Genomic DNA, 23,610 nt, shown 5'->3' with positions numbered 1-23,610 from the left:
CGCGGGTGACCGCCCGCTCCGCGGAGCGGCACAGCGGGCGGTCGTCGTCGGGCCTTCAGCTCTGAGGGGCCGGCCGTACCTCGAAGGCCGTCTCGGGCTCGAGCGCGCCGCGGATCAGCAGCACGTCGGGCCCGTAGGCATTCGACACCGCCACCACGCCCTCCCCGTTGCGGATCCGCGGGTCGTCGGGCAGCTCGCCGTACTGGAACACCATGCGGCCGTCCGGATGGAGCACCGCCTCGAAGGTGAGGCGGAGTCCGGTGTCCTTGAGCAGGACGCCGCGCCACTCGACGACGAACGTGCCGTTCACCGTCGCGGTGCGCACCGAGGACTGGCCGTCGTAGGTCAGGTTGTCGGTGTACGGCGCGGCCCAGGACCACTCGCCGGTCAGCGCGTCGTAGAAGAGCAGCAGGCCGAGACCCGTGACGCCCACGCTGGTGAAGGTGTCGCCGGAGAGCGGGAAGGAGAAGGGCAGCGGCACCATCTCGCTGGTCGTCGCGTTGACGCCGAGCACCTCGGTGCCCTCGATCCACGCGCGCGGCTTGCGCGTGCAGGCGAAGCCGGAGTCGTCGACGGGCATGCCCTGGGTCAGGTCGACGACCAGGTCGCCGGTGACCGTCAGCCGCTTCTGGACGATCACCTCGCAGGCCCGGGCGAACACCTGGATCCACTGGGTGCCGCCGTGGACGCCGGTCAGCCGGTAGGCGCCGGTCGCGTCCGTGGTCGCGGCCGCGATGTTCCGGTCCATGACCGCCACGCTCACCCCGGGCAGGGCTTTGCCCGAGCTGTCCCTGACGACGCCGGAGAGGTCGCTGCTGCTGGGATACAGGGTGATGTCGAGGTCGATGACCTGCCCCTCCTCGCCGAGCGTGACCTCGGAGGAGTAGTACTCCCAGTCGCTGGAGGCGATCGACACCGTGTACTCGCCCGGCAGGGGGAACAGGCGGTACGCGCCGGAGGCGTCGGTGACGGTCTGCTCCATGAGGGTTGAATCGTCCGCCTTGGAGTAGCCGACCTCGATGCCCTTGAGTGGCGTGCCGGCGGGGTCGCGCACGACGCCCTGGACGACGCCCGCGCCGTAGAAGCGGATTCCCATGCCGGCGCGCAGCACGGGCACGTTGCTGGAGTACTCGAAGCCGAGCGTTCCCGTGCTGTTCTCGATGCCGATCGTGGCCGAGGAGCCGCGCGGCATCAGGCCGCTCGACAGCGACTTGTACTGGATGAGGATCTGCCCGTTCTCGTGCAGCTCCGCGGAGAAGGTGAGCCGCGCCGTGGGCTGGGAGACGAGGCTGACGTTGCGCCACTCGACGAGGTAGCGCCGGTTGGGGGCGGCGCCGAGGGTGGCGGTGAGCACCTGCGCCGAGGAGTCGACGACGAGGTCGTCCCAGAAGGCGTAGATCGCGGAGTTGGGCAGGCCGCCGCTCGGGATCGCGCTGTTGATGGACAGGGTGCTGAGCCGCTGGAAGTTGATGAAGCCGTTGGTGGAGATCCACGCCTTGGTGTACGGCTTGCCGTACAGCGGGAAGGTGAAGGGCAGGGTGACCGCGACGCCCGCGTCGTCGCCCGTCAGCGCCAGCGCGGTGGTGCCCGGCTCCCAGGTGAGCGTCGGGATGACGTCGCACTTGTTGTTGAAGGCGTCCGTGCGCAGCGGGGTGTCGATCTGGAGTATCTCGTCGGAGTCGACCACGAGCGTCACCGTGGTGGAGGCGCCGCACCTGGCGCCCCGCACGTTCACCCGCCAGGTGCCGACGGGGACTCCGAGCATGGCGAACGCGCCGTCCGACTCGGTGGTGACCGGGGCGTACGGCGTGCCCTCGATGCTGACCACCGCGCCGGGCAGCGGCTCGCCGCCGGACTGCCGGACCTCTCCGTACACGTCGTAACGCGGGACCGCGGCCAGGGACAGGTCGCGGGTGGCGGTGGCGCCGGAGACCACGGTGGCGGTGCCGGTGGCGGGCGCGAACCCGAAGGCCCAGGCGGTGACCTCGTAGGAGCCGGGAGGAAGCGGGATGCTGAAGGTCCCGTCGGCGCCGCCGGTGAGGGTGCGCTTGACGCCGGAGGCGGTCAGGGTCACGGTCGGGTTCGGCACGGCGGCGCCGGTGGCGTCACGGACGGTTCCGGCCAGGGTGCCGGTCGCGCCGCGTGGGGCGAAGGTCACGGCGGCGAAGGCGTCCAGGCGTCCCTGCCCCCACACCCGGTTGTTCGCGCTGTCGCCGCCGCAGCTGTAGTCGGTCACGTCCACGGCGGTCTCGTCCAGCGCCCGCCTGGTGGCGGCGATGTCGCCGCGCAGGGCGGGCGCGGCGGACCACAGCAGCGCCACCGCTCCCGCCACGTGGGGCGTGGCCATGGAGGTGCCGCTGTAGGCCGAGTAGCCGCCGCCGGGTACGGACGAGCGGACGGCCACGCCGGGCGCGGTGATGTTGGGCTTGATCGTCGCGCCTTCGGGGTCGCCGCGGCTGGAGAAGTCGGCGATCGCCCCGTCGGACTGGTAGGCGCCGACGGCGTAGGTGTTGGCGTAGTCGCCGGGCGAGTGCGCGGTGGCGCACTCGGGGCCGGCGTTGCCCGCGGCGAAGAGCGGGAAGATGCCCGACGCCACCCAGGAGTTCACGATCTCCTGGTAGAAGGGGTCGCCCGCGGCACCGCCCCAGGAGTTGCTCACCAGGTGGGGTGCCAGGTCGGGGCGGGGGTTGTCGCCTGCCAGGTCGGTGGGGGCCAGCATCCACTGGCCCGCCTCCAGCAGGAAGACGTCGCTGCACCTGCTCGTCTCGCAGCCCTTGGCGCTGATCCAGGTGGCGCCGGGCGCCACGCCGATCCCGCCCGCGCCGACGATGGTGCCCATGGTGTGGGTGCCGTGCCCGTTGTTGTCGCACGGCGTCGCCGAGGGGACGCCGCAGACCAGCGTGGGGTCGAACCAGTTGTAGTTGTGGTCGTAGCTCCCGTCGGCCTTGCGCCCGCGGTACTGCCCGGCCAGGGCGGGGTGGTCGTACTGCACGCCGGAGTCGATCGTGCCGACGACGATGCCCTCGCCCTTGGTGCCGAAGCCGGACCAGACGCGCGGGGCGCCGACGGCGTCCACGCCCCACTCCGCGCCCGCGACCTGGGCCAGGGCCTTGGCCGCACGCTCCGGCTCCGGCAGCGAGACGCTGCCGGCCGGCCGTACCCGGGCCACGTCGGGCCGCTCGGCCAGCCGCTTGACCAGACCGGCGTCGGCGCCGCGCACCAGCACGGCGTTGACCAGCCAGTACGGCGTGAAGATCGCCTTGGAGTCCCGGAGGAAGGAGCGCAGGCCGCGCTGGCTGCGCTCGGCGGTCGAACGCAGCGTGCGGAACCCGTGCTCCGCCTTGGCGGCGTGGCCGCGCAGCGACCGCCCGCCGGACAGGTCCGCCTTCTCCTTGAGCATCACGAACACGTCGGTGGTGTCGTGCCGGGCGAGCTTGGCGGCGACCGCGCGGTCGAGCCGGTCGGGCAGGGGGTCGTTCTCGGCGGCGGCCGGCACGGCTGAGCCCAGCAGTAACGCGGGCACCAGCCAGAGGGCCGTCAGGAGGCGGCGGCGCATGTGGTTCCTCATTCGAAGAGTGAGTCGAGGTAGGCGTACGCCTCGTTGATGGTCATGCCGACCATGGACTGGATGTCGGCGTGCTCGAGTTCCGAGCGGGCCAGTGCCGTCCAGGTGCCGTCGCTGCCCGCGTCGAGGTCGGCCTCGAGGTAGGCGTCGACCAGCGCGTTGATCTCGTCGATCTGCGCCTGCGTGACGGTCAGCAGGTCGCCCTGGGGCGTGTTGACCGTGCGGAAGGCGGGCTCCATGGTCTGCATCAGGTGCGCGGTCTGCCTGCGGAGCGTGTCGCTGGTGGTGAGCAGCTCCATGGCGCGGCTGTTGGCTCGGGCGTACAGCTGCGCGTAGTGCATGACGGCGCCGGACTCGGCGTTCTCGAAGATGTCGCGGACGCGCAGCAGGCCGGCCACGGTCGCGTCGGTGCTCGAGCCGTCAGGGTCGAGCCCTTCCAGGCCGACGCCGGTCAGCGACTCGTCGGCGAAGCACATGCACTGCTGGCGCGGCGACTCGTAGGTGCCGTCGATCCCGACCGCGCCGAAGGCCCGCCAGGCCTCCAGCATCTCGGGCGAGTTCTTGCCGTACAGGTCGGAGGCCGCCTGGATGGCGCCGGCGCGCGTGTCGGAGAAGCGGGAGCGCGGGCCGAGCATGACGGTGAGGTCTCGGTAGGCGATCTCCTGGGTCTTCTCGATGCCGATGCGGGTGGCCAGGATGTACCAGGCGTGGCTGGGGATCAGGCTGTTGAAGTGGACCCAGCCGCCGTCGGCGCAGCCCAGCCAGTACTTGCTGTAGTGGTCGGGGTGCGGCGTGCCGTTGTAGCTGATCGCGCCGGGGTTGGCCAGGTCGCGGATGACGCCGAGCGAGCTGCCCTCGCCCGCCTTCCAGTTGGTGCTGCCCTTGACCTTGTACTCGGTGAAGGCCGCGAAGACGTCGGAGAAGCTCTCGTGGAGCGAGCCGCCCTGGAAGAAGGAGAACAGCTCCGCGGTGGAGGAGGTGACGCCGTGCTGCCACTCGTGGGAGACGATGGTGAGCGTGGCGGTGCCCTCGCCGAACATGGTCTCGCCGGTCAGCGGGTCGAAGAAGGCGTTCTTGACCGGCTGGTGGTTGCGGTCGTTGGAGTAGCGGGCGTAGGAGTTCATCCTGGCGCCCTCGCCGTCCCAGCTGTCGCGGCCGAAGGTGCTCGACAGGTAGTCGTAGAAGCGGCCGCTGTTCTCGTAGACGGCGTTGACGTCGGGCTCGGACACCGGGCCCTCGCCCTCGGTCCTGGCCGGGCCGCCGCTGGGGCGGGGGTTGTTGTTCAGGTCCCAGACGCTGCGGTTCTTGTACTCCAGGTGGCCGGGCTCGAACTTGACGATCCGCCCGGTGCTGAGCGCGTCGACGTAGAAGACCGTCGAGCGGCCGTCGTCGGCGACCATCGGCACCCGCCAGACCAGCGTGGCCGCCACCGGCTTGCCCGGGTCCGGCTCGTCGGGCAGCAGGAAGAGCTCGGGCGCCGCGCCCGCCTTCGCGCCCGGCATGGCCCGGCCTGCGGCGCTCACGGCCGAGTTCGCGTCGAGGGTCGGCTTGGTGCCGGTGGGGGCCAGGTCGGGGACGAAGTGGTTGGTCAGGCTGAGCACGGTCTTGCCCTTGGCGTCGCGGTGGACGCCCACCCGCCCGCCGTACACGGGCACCCCGTCGACCTGCTGCTGGAACCAGTCGTGCTTGAGCCCCAGCGGGTCCTTGGGCCTGGCGGGCAGCTGCGTGAGCTGGGCGACGGGGTCCTTGGCCGCCAGGAGCCCGGCGTTGGCGCGCAGCCAGCTCTTGACGTCCTTGCCGGCGGGGCTCCGCATGCTCAGCATCGTGGGCACGCCCAGCCAGGGGTCCTTGGCCATGGTGACGCCGGTGTCGGCGGCGATCTTCGCTCCGTCGGCGGCGTTGGAGATCCCCACCTTGGCGAGCGCCTCGGTCACGCCCGGACGGAGGTAGCCGACCGGAGCGGGTTCGGGCGGGCCCGCGGCCGCCATGGCCACCGGCAGCTCGGTCCTGGCCTTCGCCGGGGCGGCGGCGATCGCGGACCCGGAGACGGCGAACTGCGCGACCAGCAGGACGGCCGCGGCGCCGGCCACGACCTTCACGCGGCGCGCCGCCTGGCCGACCAGCCCGGCGGTGAAGCACCAGGCCAGGGCGAGCACGAACGCGATCGGCCAGGGCGTGCTGACGGCCGCGAGCTCGCCGGGCGCCACGAGGGCGGTGACCGTGGCCGCGGCGGTGAGCACGGCGGCGTAACCGGCCGAGGCGGCGAGCAGCCGACCCCGGCCCCGGGTGAGCAGGCCGGCCGTCAGACCGGCCGCCACGGGCCCGAGCGCGAGCAGCACCATCGGCGAGCCCTGGAGCAGGAAGCGGACCGGCCAGATCCGGCCGCCGGAGGACAGCGTGGCCGACCACCAGTCCACCGGGCCGCCCGTGGCGGCCGCCGCCGCGGTGGTGACGCCGTTCACGCTCTTGGCCAGGAAGCTCCCGACCAGCCCTTCCGCACCGCTCACGAGCAGTGCCAGCATCGCCCAGGTCACCGCGACGCAGGCCGCGGCCGCGAGCCCGCCCACGCATAAGGCACGGAAAACGTTTTTGGCCAGGCGCATGGCATGCTCCACACAGGTGCGGGGGGTGACGGGAAGGGTGCAGACCGCCAGCACTCAGGCGTACGTCAGCCGGTGCTTCACGGGCGCTGTAGGGAGGCCAGGGGATTGATCATCTGGAGTATTGAGCCTCCGTCACGTTCCGTCAATATCTAATTTTCAGCCTTGACCGTTTACGTGTTGATGTATACGTTTTCACCGCTTTGATCTTGGTGTTACTGCTCCGGCACGCCGTGACACGAACGCCCGGAACGAAGTGCGTTTCACGGCCCGACCCAGCCTGGAGCAGCCCATGCGCCGCAGGTTCTTATTGGTCATGCTCGCCGTCGCGATGGCAGGAACCGGACTGACCGTCCCCGCCCTCGCCGATCCCAGCACCCCCGCCACCGACTCCCCCTCCACCGCCGCGCCTTCCCCGGAGCGCCACACCATCTCCGTCGGCAGGCCCGCCGACCGCAAGACCACCCGCGAGCGCGCCGCCAAGGCGCGCAAGGCCCGGCAGTCCCGCTCCGCCGGCGTCACCACACTGGACGTCGACGCCGGCAGCGTGACCCCGGTGGACACGGGCGCCGCCGGCGCCAGGGCACTGGCCGGCGCGCTGGTCGGCGACAGCAGCCTGGTCACGGCCTCCTACGTCACCACCCCGCCCGCCACCGGCACCAACGGCCTGGCCACCGGCATCGGCGGCCTCTCCGGCACCGGCGCCCTGCTGACCACGGGCGACGCCACCCTCGCGCCCCAGCCCAACCAGTTCACCTCCGACGGGCGCGACTCGGGCGGAGGCAAGGTCCGCGGCGACAGCGCCTACGACGTCACCGTGCTCCAGGTCGACCTGGACGTCCCCTCCTGGGCCAAGTGCATGACCTTCGAGGTCAAGTACTTCAGCGAGGAGTTCCCCGAGTTCGTCAGGACCGCCTACAACGACGGCTTCGTCGCCGAGCTGGACCGAAGCACCTGGACCACCCACGAGTCGACCATCCTGGCGCCGGACAACTTCGCCTTCGACCCCTCCGGCAAGGTCATCTCCACCAACACGACCGGCCTGCTGACGATGACCGCCGCGGCCGGGGCCGGGACGACGTACGACGGGGCCACGCCGCTGATGAAGGCGTCCACCCCCATCACCGGCGGGTCGCACAAGCTGTACCTGTCGATCTTCGACCAGCACGACGCGGTCTACGACTCGGCCGCGCTGCTGCGCAAGCTCACCTACACCCAGGACGAGGAGTCCGAGTGCGGCACCGGCGCCAAGCCGGTCACCAAGCCGGTGATCTTCGTGCCGGGCATCATGGGGTCCAAGCTGCGGGATGCGACCACCGAATACTGGCCGGGCACCCTGACCAAGCTGTTCAGCCTGACCGACGCGCACCTCGACAACATCATGCTCAACGACGACGGGGAGACCGACGCCCAGGGCAACGGCGTCTACGCCCCCGAGGTCATCATGAAGATGTTCAACATCAAGTCCATCTACGCGGGCACCGTCACCCACCTGCAGAACGCCGGGTACGTGCTGGGCGACATCGAGAACCCGCAACCGGGCGAGAACCTCTTCCTCAATCCCGTGGACTGGCGCAAGTCGGCCGAGCTCAACGCGGACCAGCTGCTGGACCGGATCGAGGCGGTACGGCAGGCCACCGGCTCCGACCGGGTCAACATCATCGCCCACTCCCAGGGCGGGCTGGTGACGCTGGCCGCCGTGCGCGCGCAGCGCTCCGTCGGCATGATCAACCGCATCACCACCATCGCCACGCCGTACCTGGGCGCCGCGAAGGCGCTGGGCGTCATGCACTACAAGACGCCCTGCGTGATCGACCTGACCGCGGGCCGCTGCCTGATCAACAGGAACCAGGCCGCGAAGATCACCAAGAACTTCCCCGGATTCCTGGAGCTGCTGCCGTCCGACAACTACCACACCGTGGTCGAGCCGCCGGTCAACCGCGTACCTGGCGGCCCGCTCACCCCCGACCAGGTGCGCGACATGCTCAGCGACAAGAACCTGGCGCTGATCGACAAGGCCCGCGCCTGGCACCAGGCGTCCGACGCCTGGCGCCCCGCCGAGTCCAGGGTCGGCCTGACCCGCCTGGTGGGCACCGGCGTGACCACCCCGGTGAGCTTCGACGAGTTCCCCGAGGCGCACTGCAACGAGAAGAAGGGCTGGTGGGACGGCTGCGTCAACGGCACCGGCGTCATGATCAACTGGAGCGACCTCGGTGACGGCACCGTGCCGCTCGGCTCGGCCCGGCTCACCGCGGCGCTGCGCGGCAACTCCGTGACCGAGCCCGCCTACTCCGGCATCGGGCACGTCGAGCTGCCCAACGAGTCGCAGGTCGTCTACGACGCCGTCAACGCCATCCAGGGCGAGGGACCCACCGCGTCCGCCCTCGCCGCGCAGCAGGACGACACCGTCCAGGCGGCCGCCGCCGGCGGGCTCACGGGCACCGAGGTGCAGGTCAGAGGCCCGGTGAACCTGCTGCTCACCGACGCGGGCGGGCTGCGCACCGGGTTCACCGACCCGGCGACCGAGGTCGAGCTGGAGGACATCCCCGGCAGCTCGTACGCCGCGGGCGTCGGCCCGTACAAGCGCATCTCCGCCTTCCTGCGCCAGGGCAAGGCCGCAGCCACGATCACCTCAACGGACTTCGGCTACGTCTACATCCGGCTGCGCACCTTCGAGAACGGCGTCATCACCTCGACCATCCCCTACGAACCCATCCTCATCGGGCCGAACGACCACATCACCCTCAACGGCGGCGGCGTCGCGGTCCCCGCGACCCGCGTCTCCGTCACGCCGTGCGACTCGGGCTGCCCGGCCCAGGACCCGCTGCCCACGGTGACCGGTTCGGGGGCGGACGACGTGACCCCGCCCGACACCGACGTCACGCTCGGGTACGACGAGTACGACGGCAGGAAGCGGGTGCACATCGACGCCTCCGCGACCGACGCCGGCGGGTCGGGCGTGGGGCGGATCGAGTGGGCCATCGTGTCCAGCGATCCGGCCGACACCCCGCAGTACTCCACGTACGGCCTGCCGTTCTACTGGATGAAGCCCACCGGTTCCACCGGAACCTGGACGCTCCACCTGCGGAGCATCGACAAGGCGGGCAACATCGACGGCTCGTACATGAAGATCCCGCTCAACCTCTGACCGGAACCCCGCAGAACCCTGACCCGGCTCGGCGACGATCCGGGTCAGCGTTCGCCCCCTCCCGACCGGCGTTCGCATCAGGCCGCGCGGGAGGAGACCAGCTCGCACAGAGCCGTCAGGACCTGCTTGGCCGGGCAGTCACGGAGCCGGCCGGCGGCCGAGCGTGCCTCGGCCGCGTACCTGGCCGCCTCCGACCCGGCGGCGGCCAGGCCGGCCGACGAGCGCAACAGCTCCAGCGCCTCGGCGTGCAGCTCGTCGTCATGGAGCGGGCCGGCGGCCAGGAGCTCGCCGAGCCGCCCGCCCTCGCGCAGCGCCAGCAGGGCGGGCAGGGTCAGCACGCCGGCGCGCAGGTCGGTCCCCGCCGCCTTGCCCGCGCGGTCCGCTCCGGAGACGATATCGATCACGTCGTCGGACAGCTGGAAGGCCACGCCGAGCGCCTCGCCGTACTCCCCCAGCGCCGCGACCGTGCCGGCGTCGGCGCCCGCGCAGATGCCGCCCAGCCGTACGGACAGCGCGATCAGGGAGGCGGACTTGTCACGCACCACCTCCAGGTGGTGCGCCACGGGATCCTGGCCGGGACGCGGGCCCGCCACCTCCCTGACCTGCCCCATCACCAGCCGTTCGAAGGCCTCCGCCTGGGCGCGGCGCGCCTGCTCGTCCAGTCCCAGGCTGAGCGTGGCGGCGCGGGCGACGAGGTGGTCGCCCGCCAGGATCGCGATCTTGTTGTTCCAGCGGGTGTGCGCGCTGGGCACCCCGTGGCGCAGCGGCGCCTCGTCCATCACGTCGTCGTGGTACAGCGAGGCGGCGTGGACGAGCTCGACCACCGCCGCCGCGGTCGGCACCGAGTCGCGCTCCGGGTCGCCGAACTGGGCGCCCAGCAGCACCAGGAGCGGGCGCCACCGCTTGCCGCCCGCGCCCAGGAGGTAACCGGCCGTCTGGCTCACCAGGAGGTCGGGCGACTCCGCGGCTGCCGCGTGCAGCCTGGCCTCCACTTCGGCCATGCTCTTGCGCAGGTGTTCCGCCAGGTCAGGGTCGGTTAACTTCAGCTGCTCGATAGCCGACATATCCGCCTTCTCCGCGATATTTCATGATCCGGCAGACTCTAACCCCGAGATCCACACCACGGGGAGCCCATTCCCTGCGAACGAGCAAGGCCGCTGATCGACCCCCTGTGGTCGAGGTCAGCGCCGGGCACGGCTCATCATGACGGTGCGGCAGTTACGTCGCCGTCTGCGGCCGGCCGGCGAGCCGGAGCACATTCCGGGCGAAGCACCCGAGCTGACGAACATCGCGGTTCCCGGGCGTGGCGCGGAGCGGCTCACCCTGGCCAAGCTGCCGGAGAGCGTGCGATTCCCGCAGGTCGCCGATGGGCATGATGGTCAGCGCCATCTCGGAAGCTGGGAGTCATGGATTCAGTCATCGGGACCCTGAAGGAGCACCCGGCTGTCCAGGACGCGCTCGCCGGTCCCGTCGTCCCCGGGCGCCGGCTCCTCGATCGGTACGTCGTGCCGCCCCAGCAGACGGAGGCGATCGGGGGCGCCCTTGCCGCCCGGCGGCTGGTCGGAGCCGAGGGGTTCGGTGCGGAGCAGGTGCCGGCGGCGGGCGTACGCGCGTGTGCCGGCGAGATCGTGACGTGGGGTGACCGTGGCCGCTGATCAGCTGGTGGGCGGCAACGACCAGGCCGTGGTGCGGGTCGGCGGCACGGTGCGGCGGCCGGTGCGCCGGTGGTCGGCGTCGGTCCACGAGCTGCTGCGGCACCTGGAGCGCGTGGGGTTCGGCGGCGCCCCCCGCACCCTGGGCGTGGACGCGCAGGGCCGGGAGATGCTCACCTACCTGATGGGCGAGAGCGCCGGCGCGCCGCCGTGGCCCGCGTGGGCGTGGAGCGAGGACGCGCTGGTCCAGACGGCCCGCTGGCTGCGCGACTACCACGCGGCCGTGGCCGACTACGTGCCCGCCCCCGGGGCGCGCTGGCGGCTCGGCGGGTGCTGGACGCCGGGAACGATCATCGCGCACAACGACGCCGGGCCGTTCAACGCCGCGTGGCACGAGGGCAGGCTGACCGGCTTCTTCGACTGGGACTTCGCCGGGCCGGTCACACCCGACTCGGACGTGGCCTGGGTGGCCATCGCCTGGGTGCCGCTGTACGCCCGGCGCGTGGCGGTCGCCGATGGCTTCGGCGACCTCGCCGCCCGGCCGGAGCGGCTGCGCCTCTTCCTCGACGCGTACGGCTGGCGCGGCCACCCCGAGAAGATCGTCCGCGAGGCGCAGGTGCGCATGCGCGCGCGGGCCGGCCAGATACGCAGATATGGCCGCGGCCCCGACGAGCTTTACATGCGGCTGTTCGAACGCGGTGTCGCCGACGATCTCGACCAGGCGGTTCGGGAACTCGACGACTTATGCTTGTAAAAAATTCTACAATGAAGAGAATACAGTGTGGAATCCACGGACGAGGGGTGCAGCCATGAGAAGACGTCCGGTCATGGTGAAGCTCGAGGAGACGAGCCTGCGCGTGGGAGCGGTCACCGCATCGAATTCCGCCGGTAACTGAGAGTGGGCGCGGGCGGGGCGTTTTCGCCGCGCCCGCGCTCCTCGGAGGAACACGTGACAGATTGGCGCCCCCGCCTGCGGGAAAGCGTTATCGTGCAGGCCGACGGCGACGAACTGCTCTTCCTGTGCACGGCCGAGAGAACCGTGAAGAGATTCGCCGCCGACGCTTTCGTGAAACAGGTGATAACGCTTCTGGACGGCACCCGCACATATGCCGAGATCCAGCGGTCCGTCGGTGACTCGCAGCCGCTCGGCGAGGTGCTCCAAATCCTCACGGAAGAGCGGCTGCTGAGCCGGGTCGGCCATCTTGAGGGGTCGTTCGCGAAGCTCGGGGACGAGCGCGCCGAATTCTACGACCGCCAATTGAGGCTGCTCCAGGATTTCTGCGACCAAGGCCTCACCGACCTCCCCACCGGCGTGCAGTTGCAGGAGCGCGTCGACCGCTCGACCGCGGTGGTGTGCGGGGTCGGCGGGCTCGGCGGCTGGGTCGCGCTCTCCTTGGCGAACGCGGGCGTCGGCACCATCCGCCTGTGCGACTTCGACCGCGTCGAGCCGTCGAACCTGACCCGGCAGACCCTGTTCTCCGTCGCCGACGTGGGAGCGTCCAAGGTCGAGGCGGCCGGGGCCCGGCTGCGGGCCGCCAATCCCTTCGTCACGGTCGAGACCTTCGACCGGCGCGTCACCTCGCCCGCCGACCTCGCGGACCTGGTGGACGGGGCGGACATCGTGATCAACGCGATCGACCTGCCCACGCCCAACGACACGTCCACCTGGGTCAGCGAGGCCTGCTGGCCCGACGTGCCGCACATCCTGGGCACCGGGTACGCGTACCACATCGGGGTGCTCGGCACGACGGTCCTGCCGGGACAGACCGCCTGCTGGACCTGCGTCCGCACCGAGACCTTCGCCGACCACGGGCGCGACCGGATGGAGTCGCTGGTCGGCAAGAGGGAGAAGGCGGGGGCAATCGGGGCGCTGTGCGGGCTGGTCGGCTCGATTCTCGCGTGGGAGGCGATCCGGGTCCTGGCGGGGTTGCCGCCGGCGCTGAGCGGCCGGTGGAGCGAGGTGGACTTCTGGCCGCTGGAGATCCGCTCGCGCCCCATCCCGAGGCGGCCCGACTGTCCGACCTGCGGGAAGGGCCGCGACGGCGTCCCGCCCTCTCATCGACCGGACGGACCTGCTCCCGTCTGACGGGACTTCCTCCTGACGGGCCCTTTCTGACGGCACCTCCCTTCGGATGGCGCTTCCCTTCCAACGGGACTTCCCTTCGGACGGGACTTCCCTTCGGACGGGACTTCCCTTCGGACGGGACTTCCCTTCGGACGGCGCTCCCCTTCGGACGGCGCTCCCCTTCGGACGGCGCTCCCCTTCGGACGGGACCGAGAGCAGTCATCGCGCGACGGCCCGCCCCGGCCGACCCCCGGGATCGGGGACCAGCATCGTGGCGCCCACTTCGGTGTTCAAGCCGGGCGCCCGGTGGCGTGGAGCGAGCACGACGGCGTCCTGGGCACGGGCGACCTCGGCGCTCCACGGGGGGCGGTCGCCGTGACCGGCCGGGAGCCCGGGGCTTCCGCCCCTTACCCCAAATCCCCCTTTTGGGGGATATAGGCGCACCTTCCCTCCTTCGGGTGATTGATAAGGCCCCGTACCCCTTTCACTATTGAGCCACGCCGCGCCGGACATCTGCGAGGGGGCCACCTGATGGCGTATAAGAGAAGCAAATATCTCCTTATATCGCGACAACCCTTTACCTCTCCCTCCGGCCGTCCCGTGTGCCTGGGATATTCCGCCCGAACCGCCCGCTACATTCACCTCTCCCCCGCGACAGCCGACCATTTGAAATCCCAGACGATCGACGCGCTCGACGAGGCGACCCTGCGCTCGCTGGTCAGATCCGAGGCCGTGGTCCCGGCGGAAGAGGACGAGCTCGCCGTCGTGCTGGGCCGGCTGCAGGCATCCTCCGCGGCCCCCCAGGCCCGGCGCATCTCCATCATGCCCACCGCGTACTGCAACATGGCCTGCAGCTATTGCGGCCAGGAGCACGTGAAAGGCGGATTCCGGCACGATCGGATGAGCCGGATGATCGACCGGGTCATCGCGGCGATCGCCGACCCGGGGAGCCGGGAGGTCCGCATCACCTGGTTCGGCGGCGAACCGCTGATGGCCATGCGCACCATCGTGGACATGAGCGGCCATTTCGTTCCCGAGGCTCAACGGCTGCGAAAGAAATACGTCGCCAGCGTCGTCACGAACGGCAGTCTGCTCGATGAGCGAAAGCTCGCCTTATTGCACGACGAATGCCGGGTCGAATGGGTCGAGGTCACTCTGGACGGCCCGGCGGCCGTGCACGACCGCCGCAGGAAGATGAAGAACGGCCGGGGCACTTTCGACCGGCTCCTCAATCTGCTGTCCACGGTGATCCGCGAGGATCGATTTCCGGAGCTGAAATTCGGGATCCGCGTCAATATCGACCTCGAGAACGAGGACCACACCTCCGCCCTCATCGACACGTTGATCGAGCGCGGCCTGGGGCATCCACGCGTCCAGCTCTCGCTCGCCCGGGTGCATTCCTGGGGGAACGACGTGTCCAGCGTGGAGCTCGCCGCCCAGGCGTACGCGGAACGCGAGCCGGAATGGCTGCGGACGGCCCAGTCGGCCGGGATGGAGATCCCGCTGCTGCCAGCTCACCCCAAGGAGACCACCTGCATCGCCACCACCCGGCGCGGCGAACTCATCGACCCCTCGGGAGCGATCTACTCCTGTTCGGAGCATCCCCTGGTGCCCCGTGACCGTGATCGCGGCCGGATCGCCACAGTCGAGGTCCTCGGCCGCGGGCAACCTCGCCCGGAAGGCGCCTTCGACGGCTGGTACGGCGAGCTGGCCGAGCGCCGATGGCCGTGCGCCGGATGCCCGTTCCTGCCGGTGTGCGGCGGGAGCTGTCCGAAGCTCTGGCACGACGGCGGGCAACCCTGCCCGAGCTACAAGTTCAACTGGGAAACCCGCCTGGAGCTGGCCGCCGCCGCGAACGGCTACCGCCGTCAGGACAGTGGTCAGCATGTCTGACTACGTGCCGGCCCCCTACGCGAGCTGGGCCCCGATCCCGGACGGGCTGGTCGTCGCGGCCGGCGACTGGTACGGCGTCGTACGCGGGCAGGCGGCATGCGACGTCCGTGACCAACTCGCCGGAGGGCACGGCGTCTCCGGCGCGTCGGCACCCTTGGTGGGACGGCTCGCCGAGCAGGGCGTGCTCCAGCGGGCCGGGACCGCCGACAGTTCCTACCTCGCCCTGCTGAGAGCCGGAAAGGCCGCCGACCGGCCGGTGGAGCGAGAGCTCCCCCAGGCGATCACCGTCCAGGGAAGGGACGGCCTGGGCGACGCCATCGCGGAGCTGCTCGGTGCGGAACTCGGCGCGCGGCGCGTCGACGTGCACAGGGACCGAGGCTTCCACCCGTGCCCCGCCGACCGGCTCGCCGTGGTGGTCGCCGGCACGGAGGACGCGTCCGAGCTGCCCGAGGTCAACCGTGCCTTCCTCAAGTCGGGGACCTCGTGGATCCTGGTCGACTCCCGGGCCGTGGTCCCGGTGCTCGTCGGGCCGCTCTTCGTACCGGAAGAGACGGGGTGCCTGGAGTGCCTCTGGACGCGGCGCAGCAGCACGGTCATCCATCCGAACGAGTACGGCGCCCTGCTGCGCGACCGCACGGCCGGGGCCGCCGGTCCCTGGCACCGGCACATGGTGGCCGGCCTGGCGGCGTCGCTGGTGCTCGGCTGGGTGCTGGCGGGCGACCCGTGGCTGCGCGGCGCGTGCTTCGAGCTGTCGCTGGACGAAGGCCCGGCGATCAGCCGCCACGAGCACCTTCCCGTGCCCTCCTGCCCCGCATGCGGCGGCGGCGATGCCTGACCCCACGAAGCCCGACCACGCGACACCTGACCACGCAACGCCCGACCACGCGGCACCTGACCACACGACGCCCGACCACCCACTGCCCGACCGCGCGATCCTGACAGGCGTCCCCGACCTCTGGAGGCCGGCCCGCCGGCCCGAACTCGCCGACCGCCTCGTCTCCCGCCGTACCGGCCCGGTCATCAGGGTCGAGGAGACCGCGCCCGAGCAGGGAGGGGCTTGGCGGGTAGCGGTCGCCGGCGCCTCCGTCGACCGCGTCCACCCGGCCGTCCGCCCGGCCACCGGCGGCAGCCGGGCACCGAGTCGGGACGAGGCCCGCCGCAAAGCCTTCAGCGAGTTCGCCGAACGGCTCGTCCTGCAGGAGCCGCCGTACCCCACCGGAAGTCCGGCATCGGACGGGGACTGCCCGTTGACGACGATGCCGCTGCACGTGCGGGAGCTCGCGACGGGAGACACCCGCGTTCACCCGGCCGCCGGCTACTACCTGCATCCGGCGTCCTGCCCGCTGGCCGGCCGCTCGGACCGGCCATCCTCCAACGGCGCCGCCGCGGGCGAGTCCTACTGGCAGGCCGTCGAGCGGGGCCTGCTGGAGCTGCTGGAACGGGACGCGCTGATGACCACCTGGCGCTACGGCCTGCGCCCGCCACGGCTGTCGCCGGCCGGCTTCGCCGACGACGAGACCGAGGAGCTCCTGCGGCGGGGATTCCGGCTCAGCCTCGTGAACCTGTCCGCCGCCCACGGGATCCCCACCGTCGTCTGCCTGCTGCGCGGGCGGGTGGACGGGCGGGCGGACGGGCAGGCGGTGGCAACGGTCGGCAGCGCGGCCGACCGGACGCTGAGCCGGGCCGTGGCACGCGCCGCCGGCGAGGCGGTCAGCGTGCTCGAAGCGTGCGCGCACCACCTGGCGTCCGGCCCCTCGGGCGAGCTCGCGCTCGACGACTTCGTCGAGCACGCCTTCCACTATCTCGACCCGGGCCGAATCGGCCTGCTCGATCGGCTCGACTCCGCGACGGCCGTGGACTCTGAGGCCCCGGAGCTGGCCGGGGACAGCCGGACGCTGGTCGAGGAGATCGCCGCCGGGCTCGCCGCACGCGAGATCAGCGTGTACGCCGCCGACCTCACTCCGCCCTGGCTGGCGGCCATGGGGACGCGGACCGTGGTCACCCGCTCGCCCGACCTGTATCCGCTGGAGCTGGGTCACGGCAGCCCGGCGCTGGCCGGCCGCCTTGCCCGCCACGCCTCTCGCCGCGCCCTGGTCGACGCGACGCGCGTCCATCTCGAACCCGTCCCTCTGGCCTGAAATGATCGACATGACGACAAGCACCAGCGCGAGCGCCACCTTGGAGTCGTTCCCCCCGGCCGACGCGTGGCTGGGGTACCTGGCCGACGACGAGCGCGTGACGCCCGACAACGCGGCCGTGCTGGCCAGGGCCGACGCGATCCTGTCGGAGCCGCCGGGCGACCTCGCCCGGTTGTTCGTCGGCTGCAACCTGCTGGCGCTGCTGCTCTACCGCGTACGCCGGCTCACCGAGGCGACGGCGGTGTGCCGGGGCGAGATCGCCCTGGCGCTGCGCCGCCGGGGGACCTCCGAGTGGCCGCTGGCCGCCTCGCTCGCCCTGCAACCGCAGATCAACCTGCTCCGGGCGGAGGGGTTCGCGGGTGACTTCCGCCGTGCGCTGCACGGCCTGCGGGAGCTGGAGGAGCTCGCGACAGGACGGCCCGTGCGGCTGCCCGACCTCGAGATCGACGACCCGATGGTGGCGGCCATGATCCGGTACGGCCCCGAGCCGCTCGAACTGGCGCGATCGGCCTGCGTCATCGACACCTGCAAGATCCTCTGGCGGCGCGGTCTTGGACAGGAGCTCATCGAGGCGTCGGCGCGGCTCCGGCGGCGCTGGCCCGGCCTGGTCGCCGCCGGCGGTCCGGCGTTCGCGGCGGAAGCGCCATGGCTGGTCTCCCCGCTCGAACTCGCCCCGCCCGCGCTCGACCAGCGCTCACCGGCGCTGCGCAGGCTGGCCTTCATCCGGCTGCTCCACGTGGCCGCCGCCGCCGTGCAGGCCGGGAAGTGGCAGGCCGCGCGGCGCGCGTCGGCCGAGCTCCTGGCCAACCGTGAGGTCGCCGGGGGCGCGTTCGCCTCGCCGCTGACGCCGTTGCGCTGGCTGGCCTCGCTGGGCGACACCCTGCTCCGGCTGGACCTGCACGAGGACGCCGCCGGCCCGCTCCGCCAGGCGCTGAACGGCGCCCGCGCGTACGGGGAGACCACGTTGGCCGGCGCGCTGGCCGCCCGGCTCGCCGTGGCCGATCCTGCCTGGTCCGGCCGCCCCGCAGAGCGGGCGGCCCCCACCCTCGCGGACGAGTTCGCCAAGAAGCTCACCAAGACCGTGGAGCTGGCGTTCAGCCGGCTGGACAAGGAGTGACCCATGAGCGGGAGACCGTCTGCCGTGGCCGCCATGTGCTTCATCGGGGCGCGCGCCTGCTCCGTGCTCGGCAGCATGGCGTCGGCGCTGGTCGTGCTGGTCTGGGTGCGGGAGATGACCGGGAAGGACAGCGCGGCGGCCCTGTCGATGCTGGTGTTCGCGCTGCCGACGCTCGCGTACCCGCTGATCGGGCAACTGGTGGACCGCGTCGACCGGCTCGTGGTGCTCATCGCCAGCCAGGTGCTCGGCGCCGGCCTCATCTCGTGCCTGGCCTTCGTGCACGACGCGTCCGACGTCTGGCTGGTGTACGCGGTCCAGCTCGGCCAGGGGATCAACCTCGGCCTGATCTCGATCGCCGGTGACGCCCTGCTGCCGCAGGCCGCGCCGAGGGACCGGCTCCCGGCCCTCAACGGCTGGCTGCAGTCGGCCCTGTCAGCGGTGCGCATCGTGTCGCCGGGCCTCGGCGTCATGGTCTTCACCGCGTGGGGCGGCATAGGCTCCGTCATCCTCCTCGACGTCGCGACGTACGCGGCCGGCATCGTCCTGCTGCTGCCCCTCGTGTGGCTGCGCCGGCGATCGGCCGAGGAACGGCCGCAACGGGAGAGCTACCTCGCGACGGTCAGATCGGGGGCCCGGCTCATCACCGGCAACGGCGACGTGCGCGTCATCGCCCTGTCGGCGGTGGGGTGCATCATGATCGCGGGCCTGATCAGCAGCATCTGGTACGCGGTGATCACCTCCGGGCTCGGCATGTCGGCCGACTTCGCGGGGGCGCTGGCGACGGCGCAGGCGGCCGGCGGCGTGCTCGGCGGCCCCGTCGGCTCCAGGCTCGCCCGCGCCGGGCGGACGCGGCTCGCGGCGCTGCTGGCGCTGGCGGCGTTCGCGGCCACCGGGCTGATGCTCCTGTCGGGATCGCCCGTGCTGGCCACGGCCGGCATCGGGCTGGCCGGCGTGGGCGCGACGATGCTGATGGTCGTCTACGCCACGGTGATCCAGACCTCGGTGCCGGAGAACGTCCTCGGGCGGGCGTTCGCCGCCGTGGACGCCATCATCAACATGGCGCAGGTGACCGGCCTGGCGATCGGCACGTTGTGGCTGGCGTCCGCCGGGACGTTCGAGCCGGTGCTGCTCGGCTCCGTCGTGCTGGTGGTGCCCATAGCCGTCGCCGTCTGGCGCGGATACGACGCCGGGGAGCGGCGCCTGCCGGAGGCCGCCCAGCCGATCGCCAGGAGGAAGGTGTGACGACCGCATTGCCGCTGCCCCGCCGTACCGTCCGTTTCGCGCACAGCTCGGCCGGTGGGCTGGTGGAGGCGCGTTCGGTGGTCTTCCCCGGCCCGATCACCCGCGAGTGGGCCTGGGGCGGCGCGACCGGGAGGGGCGTGACGGTGTGCCTCATCGACAGCGGGGTGGAGGCCGACCATCCCGCCATCGGCGGGCGCGTCCGGTGCTACAGCGTCGAGCCCGAGGCGGGCCCGGCCAGAGTCGGGTGGAGCGTGCGGCCGGACGACGAGGGCGACGCCGCGGGGCACGGCACGGCGTGCGCCGCCATCGTCAGAAGCCTGGCTCCCGACTGTGACCTGGTCAGCGTGCGGGTGCTGGGCAGGAACCTGCGCGGCAGCAGCGAGGCCCTGGCCGCCGCCGTCGAATGGGCCGTGCGGCAGCGCTTCCCCCTGGTCAATCTCAGCCTGTCCACCAACCGGCCCGCCGCGAAGGAGCGGCTGCACGACGTGGCCGACGAGGCGTACTTCGCGGGCGTCACCCTGGTCTCCTCCGCCCACAACCGGCCGGTGGCGAGCTATCCGTGGCGCTTCCCCTCCGTGGTGTCGGTGGGCTCCCACAGCGCCGCCGATCCCGAACGCGTCGAGCTGAGCCCGGACCCGCCCGTCGAGTTCTTCGCCGCGGGAGTGGCGGTTCACACGGCCTGGCTCGGCGGGCAGACCCGGACCGTCTCGGGCAACAGCTTCGCCACGCCCCACATAGCCGGGCTGTGCGCACGCGTACTGGAGAAACACCCGCACTACCGCACCCATCAGCTCAAGCACGTCCTGGCCGGTGTCGCCGACAACCTGAGGTGAGGAGACCGATCGTGGATCTACACATTTCCGAGGATGTGCTCCACTCCGCGGGCCGGTTGTTCGACGCGTCCGTCCATGACGAGATCCTGCGCTCGACGGTGCGGCTGGCCAGGCTCGCGTTCAGCGCCGCCGCCGCGTCGGTGTTCCTGTTCGACAAGCATCGGGACGCGCTGGTGTTCGAGGCGGCGTCCGGCGCGGGCGAGGACCGCCTGATGGGCGTGGCGCTCCCCTGCGATCAGGGGATCGCCGGCTGGGTCCTGAACACCGCCGAGACGATCATCGTCAGGGACGTCAGGGAGGACCCGAGGTTCGACAGCGAGTTCGCCGCCGGGACCGGCTACGTGCCGAACGAGATCATGGCCGCGCCGCTGGAGCTGGAGGGCGAGCCGATCGGGGTGCTGGAAGTCCTCGACCCGCGCCTTGAGCACTACGGGGACACCACCGCGATCGACCTGCTGACGGAGCTGGCCCAGCAGGCGTGCTCGGCGCTGTCCCTGGTGGTGGCGGCCAGGACGCTCCCCCCGGCCGTGCGCGAACGTCTCGACGACGATCCGCTGACCCGGCTGGGCACGGCGTTACGCGGGCGCGGGGCCGCCGACAGCGAGGTGGTCGCCGCTTTCGTGACCTCGCTGGCCGACCTGCTCACCAAGCGCTGACCGGACCGGGGAGGGACGATGCACCTAGCGGAGATCGCGGCGCTGCGGCCGGTGCCCGCCGCCGGACTGCAGCTCGCGCTCACCAGACGCTGCCCGCTGTCCTGCGCGCACTGCTCGACCGATTCGTCGATCGCCGCCGAGCAACATTCCGGAACGCCCTTCCGCACGCTGGTGGCGTCCTTCACGCACGAGCACCACCCCGAGGTCATCCTGATGTCGGGCGGCGAGCCGCTGCTGCGCCCCGGGCTCGTGGCCGACCTCGCGACCCGGGCGCGGGAGGCGGGCACCCGCTCGTTCGTGCTCTCGGGAATGTTCTTCGCCAGGCCGGGCCGCGCCGTCCCGCCGGCCATCGACCGCGCGCTCTCCCGCGTCGACCACGTCGGCGCCAGCGTCGACGCCCACCACGAGCGGGAGGTCGGCCGCGGCGCCGTCTTCGAGGTCCTGCACCGCCTCGCCGGACGCGTTCCCGCGGTCAGCCTGCACGTCACCGGTGGCGGTGACGACGACGAGTACGTGGCCGGCCTGGTGGCCGACATCCGCCGGGAGTTCGGCGACCGGGTGCCCATCCTGGTGACCCGGATCCAGCCCACCGGCCGCGCCCGGCACGGGCCCCCGCGGGCCAGTGCGGCCCCGGTCATGCCCTGCGCGTTCGCGGCCTGGCCGCTGGTCTCCTACGACGGGACGGTCTTCGGCTGCTGCCGGCAGAGCCTGCTGGAGAGCGAGCGGCCCCGGCATCTCGTGCTCGGCCACGCGGCCAGGGACGGCTGGGAGGCGCTGGCGGCCAAGGCCGCGGGCGACCCGGTGCTGCGCGCCCTGCGGCTGATGGGCCCGGTGGCCGTGCGGCGGCGGTTCGGGGCGGGTCCGGCGCTCGGGACCGTGTGCGCGACCTGCGTGACGCTGTCGGGCGACGCGGACCTGCGCCGGCGCGTGGCCGACTACCTGGAGTCGCCGGCCGGCCGGGCGCTGGCCACGCTGGCCCGGCCCGAGATCGAGCACCGCGATCCGTACCGCGTCGCCGCCGGATGGGGATCGCCGCGCTACCGGGAGTTGATCGGCCTCGGCTGGGAGGGGGCGAAGCATGCGCAGGCTGACACTGGCCGACACCGATGAGCTGCGCGCCACGCCCGGCGCGACGGTGGTCCTGTTCCTGACGGACCGATGCCCGGTCGGTTGCGCGCACTGCTCCGTCGCCTCGCGGCCGGACGGCCCCTCGATCACCGACCGCGAGCTGTTCGTGGAGCTGGTCGCGGGCATCGCGGCCACCGAGGAGGTCCGGGCGGTGGCGGTGACCGGTGGCGAGCCGTTCGCCGAGAGGTTCGGGCTGCGGCACGCGGTCCGCGCGTTGAGCGAGGCGGGCAAGGACGTCGTCCTGTTCACCAGCGGGTACTGGGCCTCGGCCGGTCCGCCGCGCCCGTGGGTGCGCTCGGTGCTCCGATCCGTTTCCACGGTCTTCCTCAGCGTCGACGGCTTCCACCTGCCGTTCGTCGACCGCGACCGCGTCCGCTCCGCCATGACGGCGATCCGGGACGCCGACTGCCACCTGATCCTCCAGACGCTCGGCGAACCGGATCCGGCCCTGGCCGGCGACTCGGCCGAGGTCAACGTGATCACGCCGATCCCGCAAGGACGGGGGCGGGAGGTGTTCCGGGCTCATCCGTACCGGCCGCTGGTCGATCTCGGCCCGTGCCCTCTCGTCAAGTCCCCCACGGTCCGCTACGACGGCACCGTCACGGCCTGCTGCGACGAGGCGGTGATCATGGGAGCGGGACCCTCCGGCCTGCGTACCACCGTCCGGAGCCGCGCGGAGGTCCCGGACGCGCTGCGCGCGTTCCGGCACGCGCCGCTCCTGCGGGTGATCGGCTCGCACGGCCCGCGGGCGTTGGTCTCATTGCTGGGGGCCGGCAGCACGTACCGGAACGTGTGCGGCGCGTGCTGGCGGGCCCATCGGATCGTCGAACGGTCGCCCCTGGCCGAGCGGCTGGTCACGGCCGTGGCCGCGCTTCCTCGTGGAGGCCGTCGTGCCTCATAGAACCCTTCCGGGGACCCGGCTGCGGGTCCTGCTGGACGTCGTGATGCCCGCCCTGTCCCGATCGACCGGCCGCATGTGGGCCGCCGACCCCGTCAGGGACGTGTACCTGTCCTGGCTGCGAACCTCGTACGACATGGTGCGGGCCACCGTGCCGCTCCTGCGCGCCGCCCAGGAGGAGTCCGCGCGGCGCGCGGACCCGATCTCCTCACGGCTGCTGACCTACCTTCCCCGGCAGATCCGCGACGAGGACGGCCACGACGCATGGGTCGCCGACGACTACGTCACGGCCGGGGGCAGCGCCGAGGACCTGCGCGAGCGGGTGCCCAGCGCGGCCGTGGCCAGGCTCGTCGGCTCCCAGTACTACTGGATCAGGCACGCTCATCCGATCGCCCTGCTCGGCCACACGGCCGTGCTGGAGTGGTATCCGCCGCCCGGCGAACTGGCGTCCATGCTCGCCCGGCGCTCCGGGCTGCCCGCCGGCGCCTTCCGCACGCTGTCCCGCCATTCGAGCCTGGATGGCGGGCACGGCGAGGCGCTGGCAGGCTTCCTCGACTCGCTGCCGCTGTCGGCCGCGCAGCGCCGCCTGCTGACCCGCAGCGCGCTCGCCTCGGTGGCCGGGCTGGCGGAGACCGCGGCAGAGGTCGTGAACGCACGCGGGAGAGGGTGACCACC

17 protein-coding genes are annotated in these 23,610 nt (G+C 72.0%); 14 read left to right on the top strand and 3 right to left on the bottom strand.

Translation table 11 applies throughout. The features are described 5' to 3' along the window. Positions 1 to 55: 55 nt before the first annotated feature. The gene (locus tag ABZS69_RS33875) at positions 56 to 3,556 is read right to left on the bottom strand and encodes a carboxypeptidase regulatory-like domain-containing protein (protein WP_355379442.1); all 3,501 of its coding nucleotides are present in this window, start codon (positions 3,554 to 3,556) and stop codon (positions 56 to 58) included. A gap of 8 nt (positions 3,557 to 3,564) precedes the next feature. Then, entirely contained in the window at positions 3,565 to 6,168 is a 2,604-nt protein-coding gene (locus ABZS69_RS33870) for a M4 family metallopeptidase (RefSeq protein ID WP_355379441.1), read from the bottom strand. 289 nt (positions 6,169 to 6,457) lie between these two features. On the opposite strand from ABZS69_RS33870, the gene ABZS69_RS33865 reads away from it, so the two are divergent. Next, entirely contained in the window at positions 6,458 to 9,313 is a 2,856-nt protein-coding gene (locus tag ABZS69_RS33865) for a choice-of-anchor L domain-containing protein (protein WP_355379440.1), read from the top strand. A gap of 77 nt (positions 9,314 to 9,390) precedes the next feature. Here the strand turns inward: ABZS69_RS33865 and ABZS69_RS33860 are convergent, their stop codons facing one another. Beyond that, positions 9,391 to 10,377 (bottom strand): polyprenyl synthetase family protein, encoded by a 987-nt coding sequence (locus tag ABZS69_RS33860; protein ID WP_355379439.1) that lies wholly within the window; start codon positions 10,375 to 10,377, stop codon positions 9,391 to 9,393. Positions 10,378 to 10,719: 342 nt separating this feature from the next. On the opposite strand from ABZS69_RS33860, the gene ABZS69_RS33855 reads away from it, so the two are divergent. The 13 genes from ABZS69_RS33855 (at position 10,720) to ABZS69_RS33795 (ending at position 23,605) form a co-directional block, all read left to right on the top strand. Beyond that, a complete protein-coding gene (locus tag ABZS69_RS33855) occupies positions 10,720 to 10,968 on the top strand; it encodes a hypothetical protein (protein WP_355379438.1) in 249 nt (82 codons plus the stop codon). Further along, complete coding sequence (locus ABZS69_RS33850) at positions 10,958 to 11,719, top strand: phosphotransferase (RefSeq protein ID WP_355379437.1); 762 nt, start codon at positions 10,958 to 10,960, stop codon at positions 11,717 to 11,719. Before ABZS69_RS33855 ends, ABZS69_RS33850 begins: the two co-directional genes overlap by 11 nt. 321 nt (positions 11,720 to 12,040) lie before the next feature. Then, a complete protein-coding gene (locus tag ABZS69_RS33845; protein ID WP_355379436.1) occupies positions 12,041 to 13,051 on the top strand; it encodes a TOMM precursor leader peptide-binding protein in 1,011 nt (336 codons plus the stop codon). Between the two features lie 510 nt (positions 13,052 to 13,561). Then, positions 13,562 to 14,923, top strand: coding sequence for a radical SAM protein (locus tag ABZS69_RS33840; RefSeq protein ID WP_355379435.1), 1,362 nt, complete (start codon positions 13,562 to 13,564; stop codon positions 14,921 to 14,923). After that, positions 14,916 to 15,758, top strand: coding sequence for a TOMM precursor leader peptide-binding protein (locus tag ABZS69_RS33835; RefSeq protein ID WP_355379433.1), 843 nt, complete (start codon positions 14,916 to 14,918; stop codon positions 15,756 to 15,758). Before ABZS69_RS33840 ends, ABZS69_RS33835 begins: the two co-directional genes overlap by 8 nt. Further along, a complete protein-coding gene (locus tag ABZS69_RS33830) occupies positions 15,751 to 17,061 on the top strand; it encodes a YcaO-like family protein (RefSeq protein ID WP_355379432.1) in 1,311 nt (436 codons plus the stop codon). Before ABZS69_RS33835 ends, ABZS69_RS33830 begins: the two co-directional genes overlap by 8 nt. Before the next feature lie 10 nt (positions 17,062 to 17,071). After that, positions 17,072 to 18,178, top strand: a complete 1,107-nt coding sequence (locus ABZS69_RS33825; RefSeq protein WP_355379431.1) for a hypothetical protein — start codon at positions 17,072 to 17,074, stop codon at positions 18,176 to 18,178. Between the two features lie 3 nt (positions 18,179 to 18,181). Then, a complete protein-coding gene (locus ABZS69_RS33820) occupies positions 18,182 to 19,420 on the top strand; it encodes an MFS transporter (RefSeq protein WP_355379430.1) in 1,239 nt (412 codons plus the stop codon). Next, positions 19,417 to 20,253, top strand: a complete 837-nt coding sequence (locus ABZS69_RS33815; protein WP_355379428.1) for a S8 family serine peptidase — start codon at positions 19,417 to 19,419, stop codon at positions 20,251 to 20,253. Before ABZS69_RS33820 ends, ABZS69_RS33815 begins: the two co-directional genes overlap by 4 nt. 11 nt (positions 20,254 to 20,264) lie before the next feature. Then, on the top strand, positions 20,265 to 20,909 hold the full coding sequence (locus ABZS69_RS33810; RefSeq protein WP_355379426.1) for a GAF domain-containing protein: 645 nt from the start codon (positions 20,265 to 20,267) through the stop codon (positions 20,907 to 20,909). An 18-nt stretch (positions 20,910 to 20,927) separates the two neighbouring features. Continuing rightward, complete coding sequence (locus tag ABZS69_RS33805) at positions 20,928 to 22,019, top strand: radical SAM protein (RefSeq protein ID WP_355379424.1); 1,092 nt, start codon at positions 20,928 to 20,930, stop codon at positions 22,017 to 22,019. Continuing rightward, entirely contained in the window at positions 21,988 to 22,938 is a 951-nt protein-coding gene (locus ABZS69_RS33800) for a radical SAM protein (protein WP_355379422.1), read from the top strand. The genes ABZS69_RS33805 and ABZS69_RS33800 overlap by 32 nt, the downstream gene beginning before the upstream one ends. Next, entirely contained in the window at positions 22,928 to 23,605 is a 678-nt protein-coding gene (locus ABZS69_RS33795) for an iron-containing redox enzyme family protein (protein ID WP_355379421.1), read from the top strand. Before ABZS69_RS33800 ends, ABZS69_RS33795 begins: the two co-directional genes overlap by 11 nt. Positions 23,606 to 23,610: the final 5 nt, after the last annotated feature.

This window comes from Nonomuraea sp. NPDC005650, from assembly GCF_040605375.1.
In the GTDB taxonomy this organism is placed as follows: Bacteria; Actinomycetota; Actinomycetes; order Streptosporangiales; family Streptosporangiaceae; genus Nonomuraea.
Note: the sequence above shows the minus strand (reverse complement) of the source record. Positions and strands in the feature narration are given on the sequence as shown.

Excerpts from the sequence above, each read along its gene's own strand:
- ABZS69_RS33875 (WP_355379442.1), bottom strand. The coding sequence starts at position 3,556 with ATGCGCCGCCGCCTCCTGACGGCCCTCTGGCTGGTGCCCGCGTTACTG.
- ABZS69_RS33805 (WP_355379424.1), top strand. The coding sequence starts at position 20,928 with ATGCACCTAGCGGAGATCGCGGCGCTGCGGCCGGTGCCCGCCGCCGGA.
- ABZS69_RS33840 (WP_355379435.1), top strand. The coding sequence starts at position 13,562 with ATGGCGTATAAGAGAAGCAAATATCTCCTTATATCGCGACAACCCTTT.
- ABZS69_RS33830 (WP_355379432.1), top strand. The coding sequence starts at position 15,751 with ATGCCTGACCCCACGAAGCCCGACCACGCGACACCTGACCACGCAACG.
- ABZS69_RS33835 (WP_355379433.1), top strand. The coding sequence starts at position 14,916 with ATGTCTGACTACGTGCCGGCCCCCTACGCGAGCTGGGCCCCGATCCCG.
- ABZS69_RS33865 (WP_355379440.1), top strand. The coding sequence starts at position 6,458 with ATGCGCCGCAGGTTCTTATTGGTCATGCTCGCCGTCGCGATGGCAGGA.
- ABZS69_RS33820 (WP_355379430.1), top strand. The coding sequence starts at position 18,182 with ATGAGCGGGAGACCGTCTGCCGTGGCCGCCATGTGCTTCATCGGGGCG.
- ABZS69_RS33825 (WP_355379431.1), top strand. The coding sequence starts at position 17,072 with ATGACGACAAGCACCAGCGCGAGCGCCACCTTGGAGTCGTTCCCCCCG.
- ABZS69_RS33800 (WP_355379422.1), top strand. The coding sequence starts at position 21,988 with ATGCGCAGGCTGACACTGGCCGACACCGATGAGCTGCGCGCCACGCCC.
- ABZS69_RS33860 (WP_355379439.1), bottom strand. The coding sequence starts at position 10,377 with ATGTCGGCTATCGAGCAGCTGAAGTTAACCGACCCTGACCTGGCGGAA.
- ABZS69_RS33855 (WP_355379438.1), top strand. The coding sequence starts at position 10,720 with ATGGATTCAGTCATCGGGACCCTGAAGGAGCACCCGGCTGTCCAGGAC.
- ABZS69_RS33870 (WP_355379441.1), bottom strand. The coding sequence starts at position 6,168 with ATGCGCCTGGCCAAAAACGTTTTCCGTGCCTTATGCGTGGGCGGGCTC.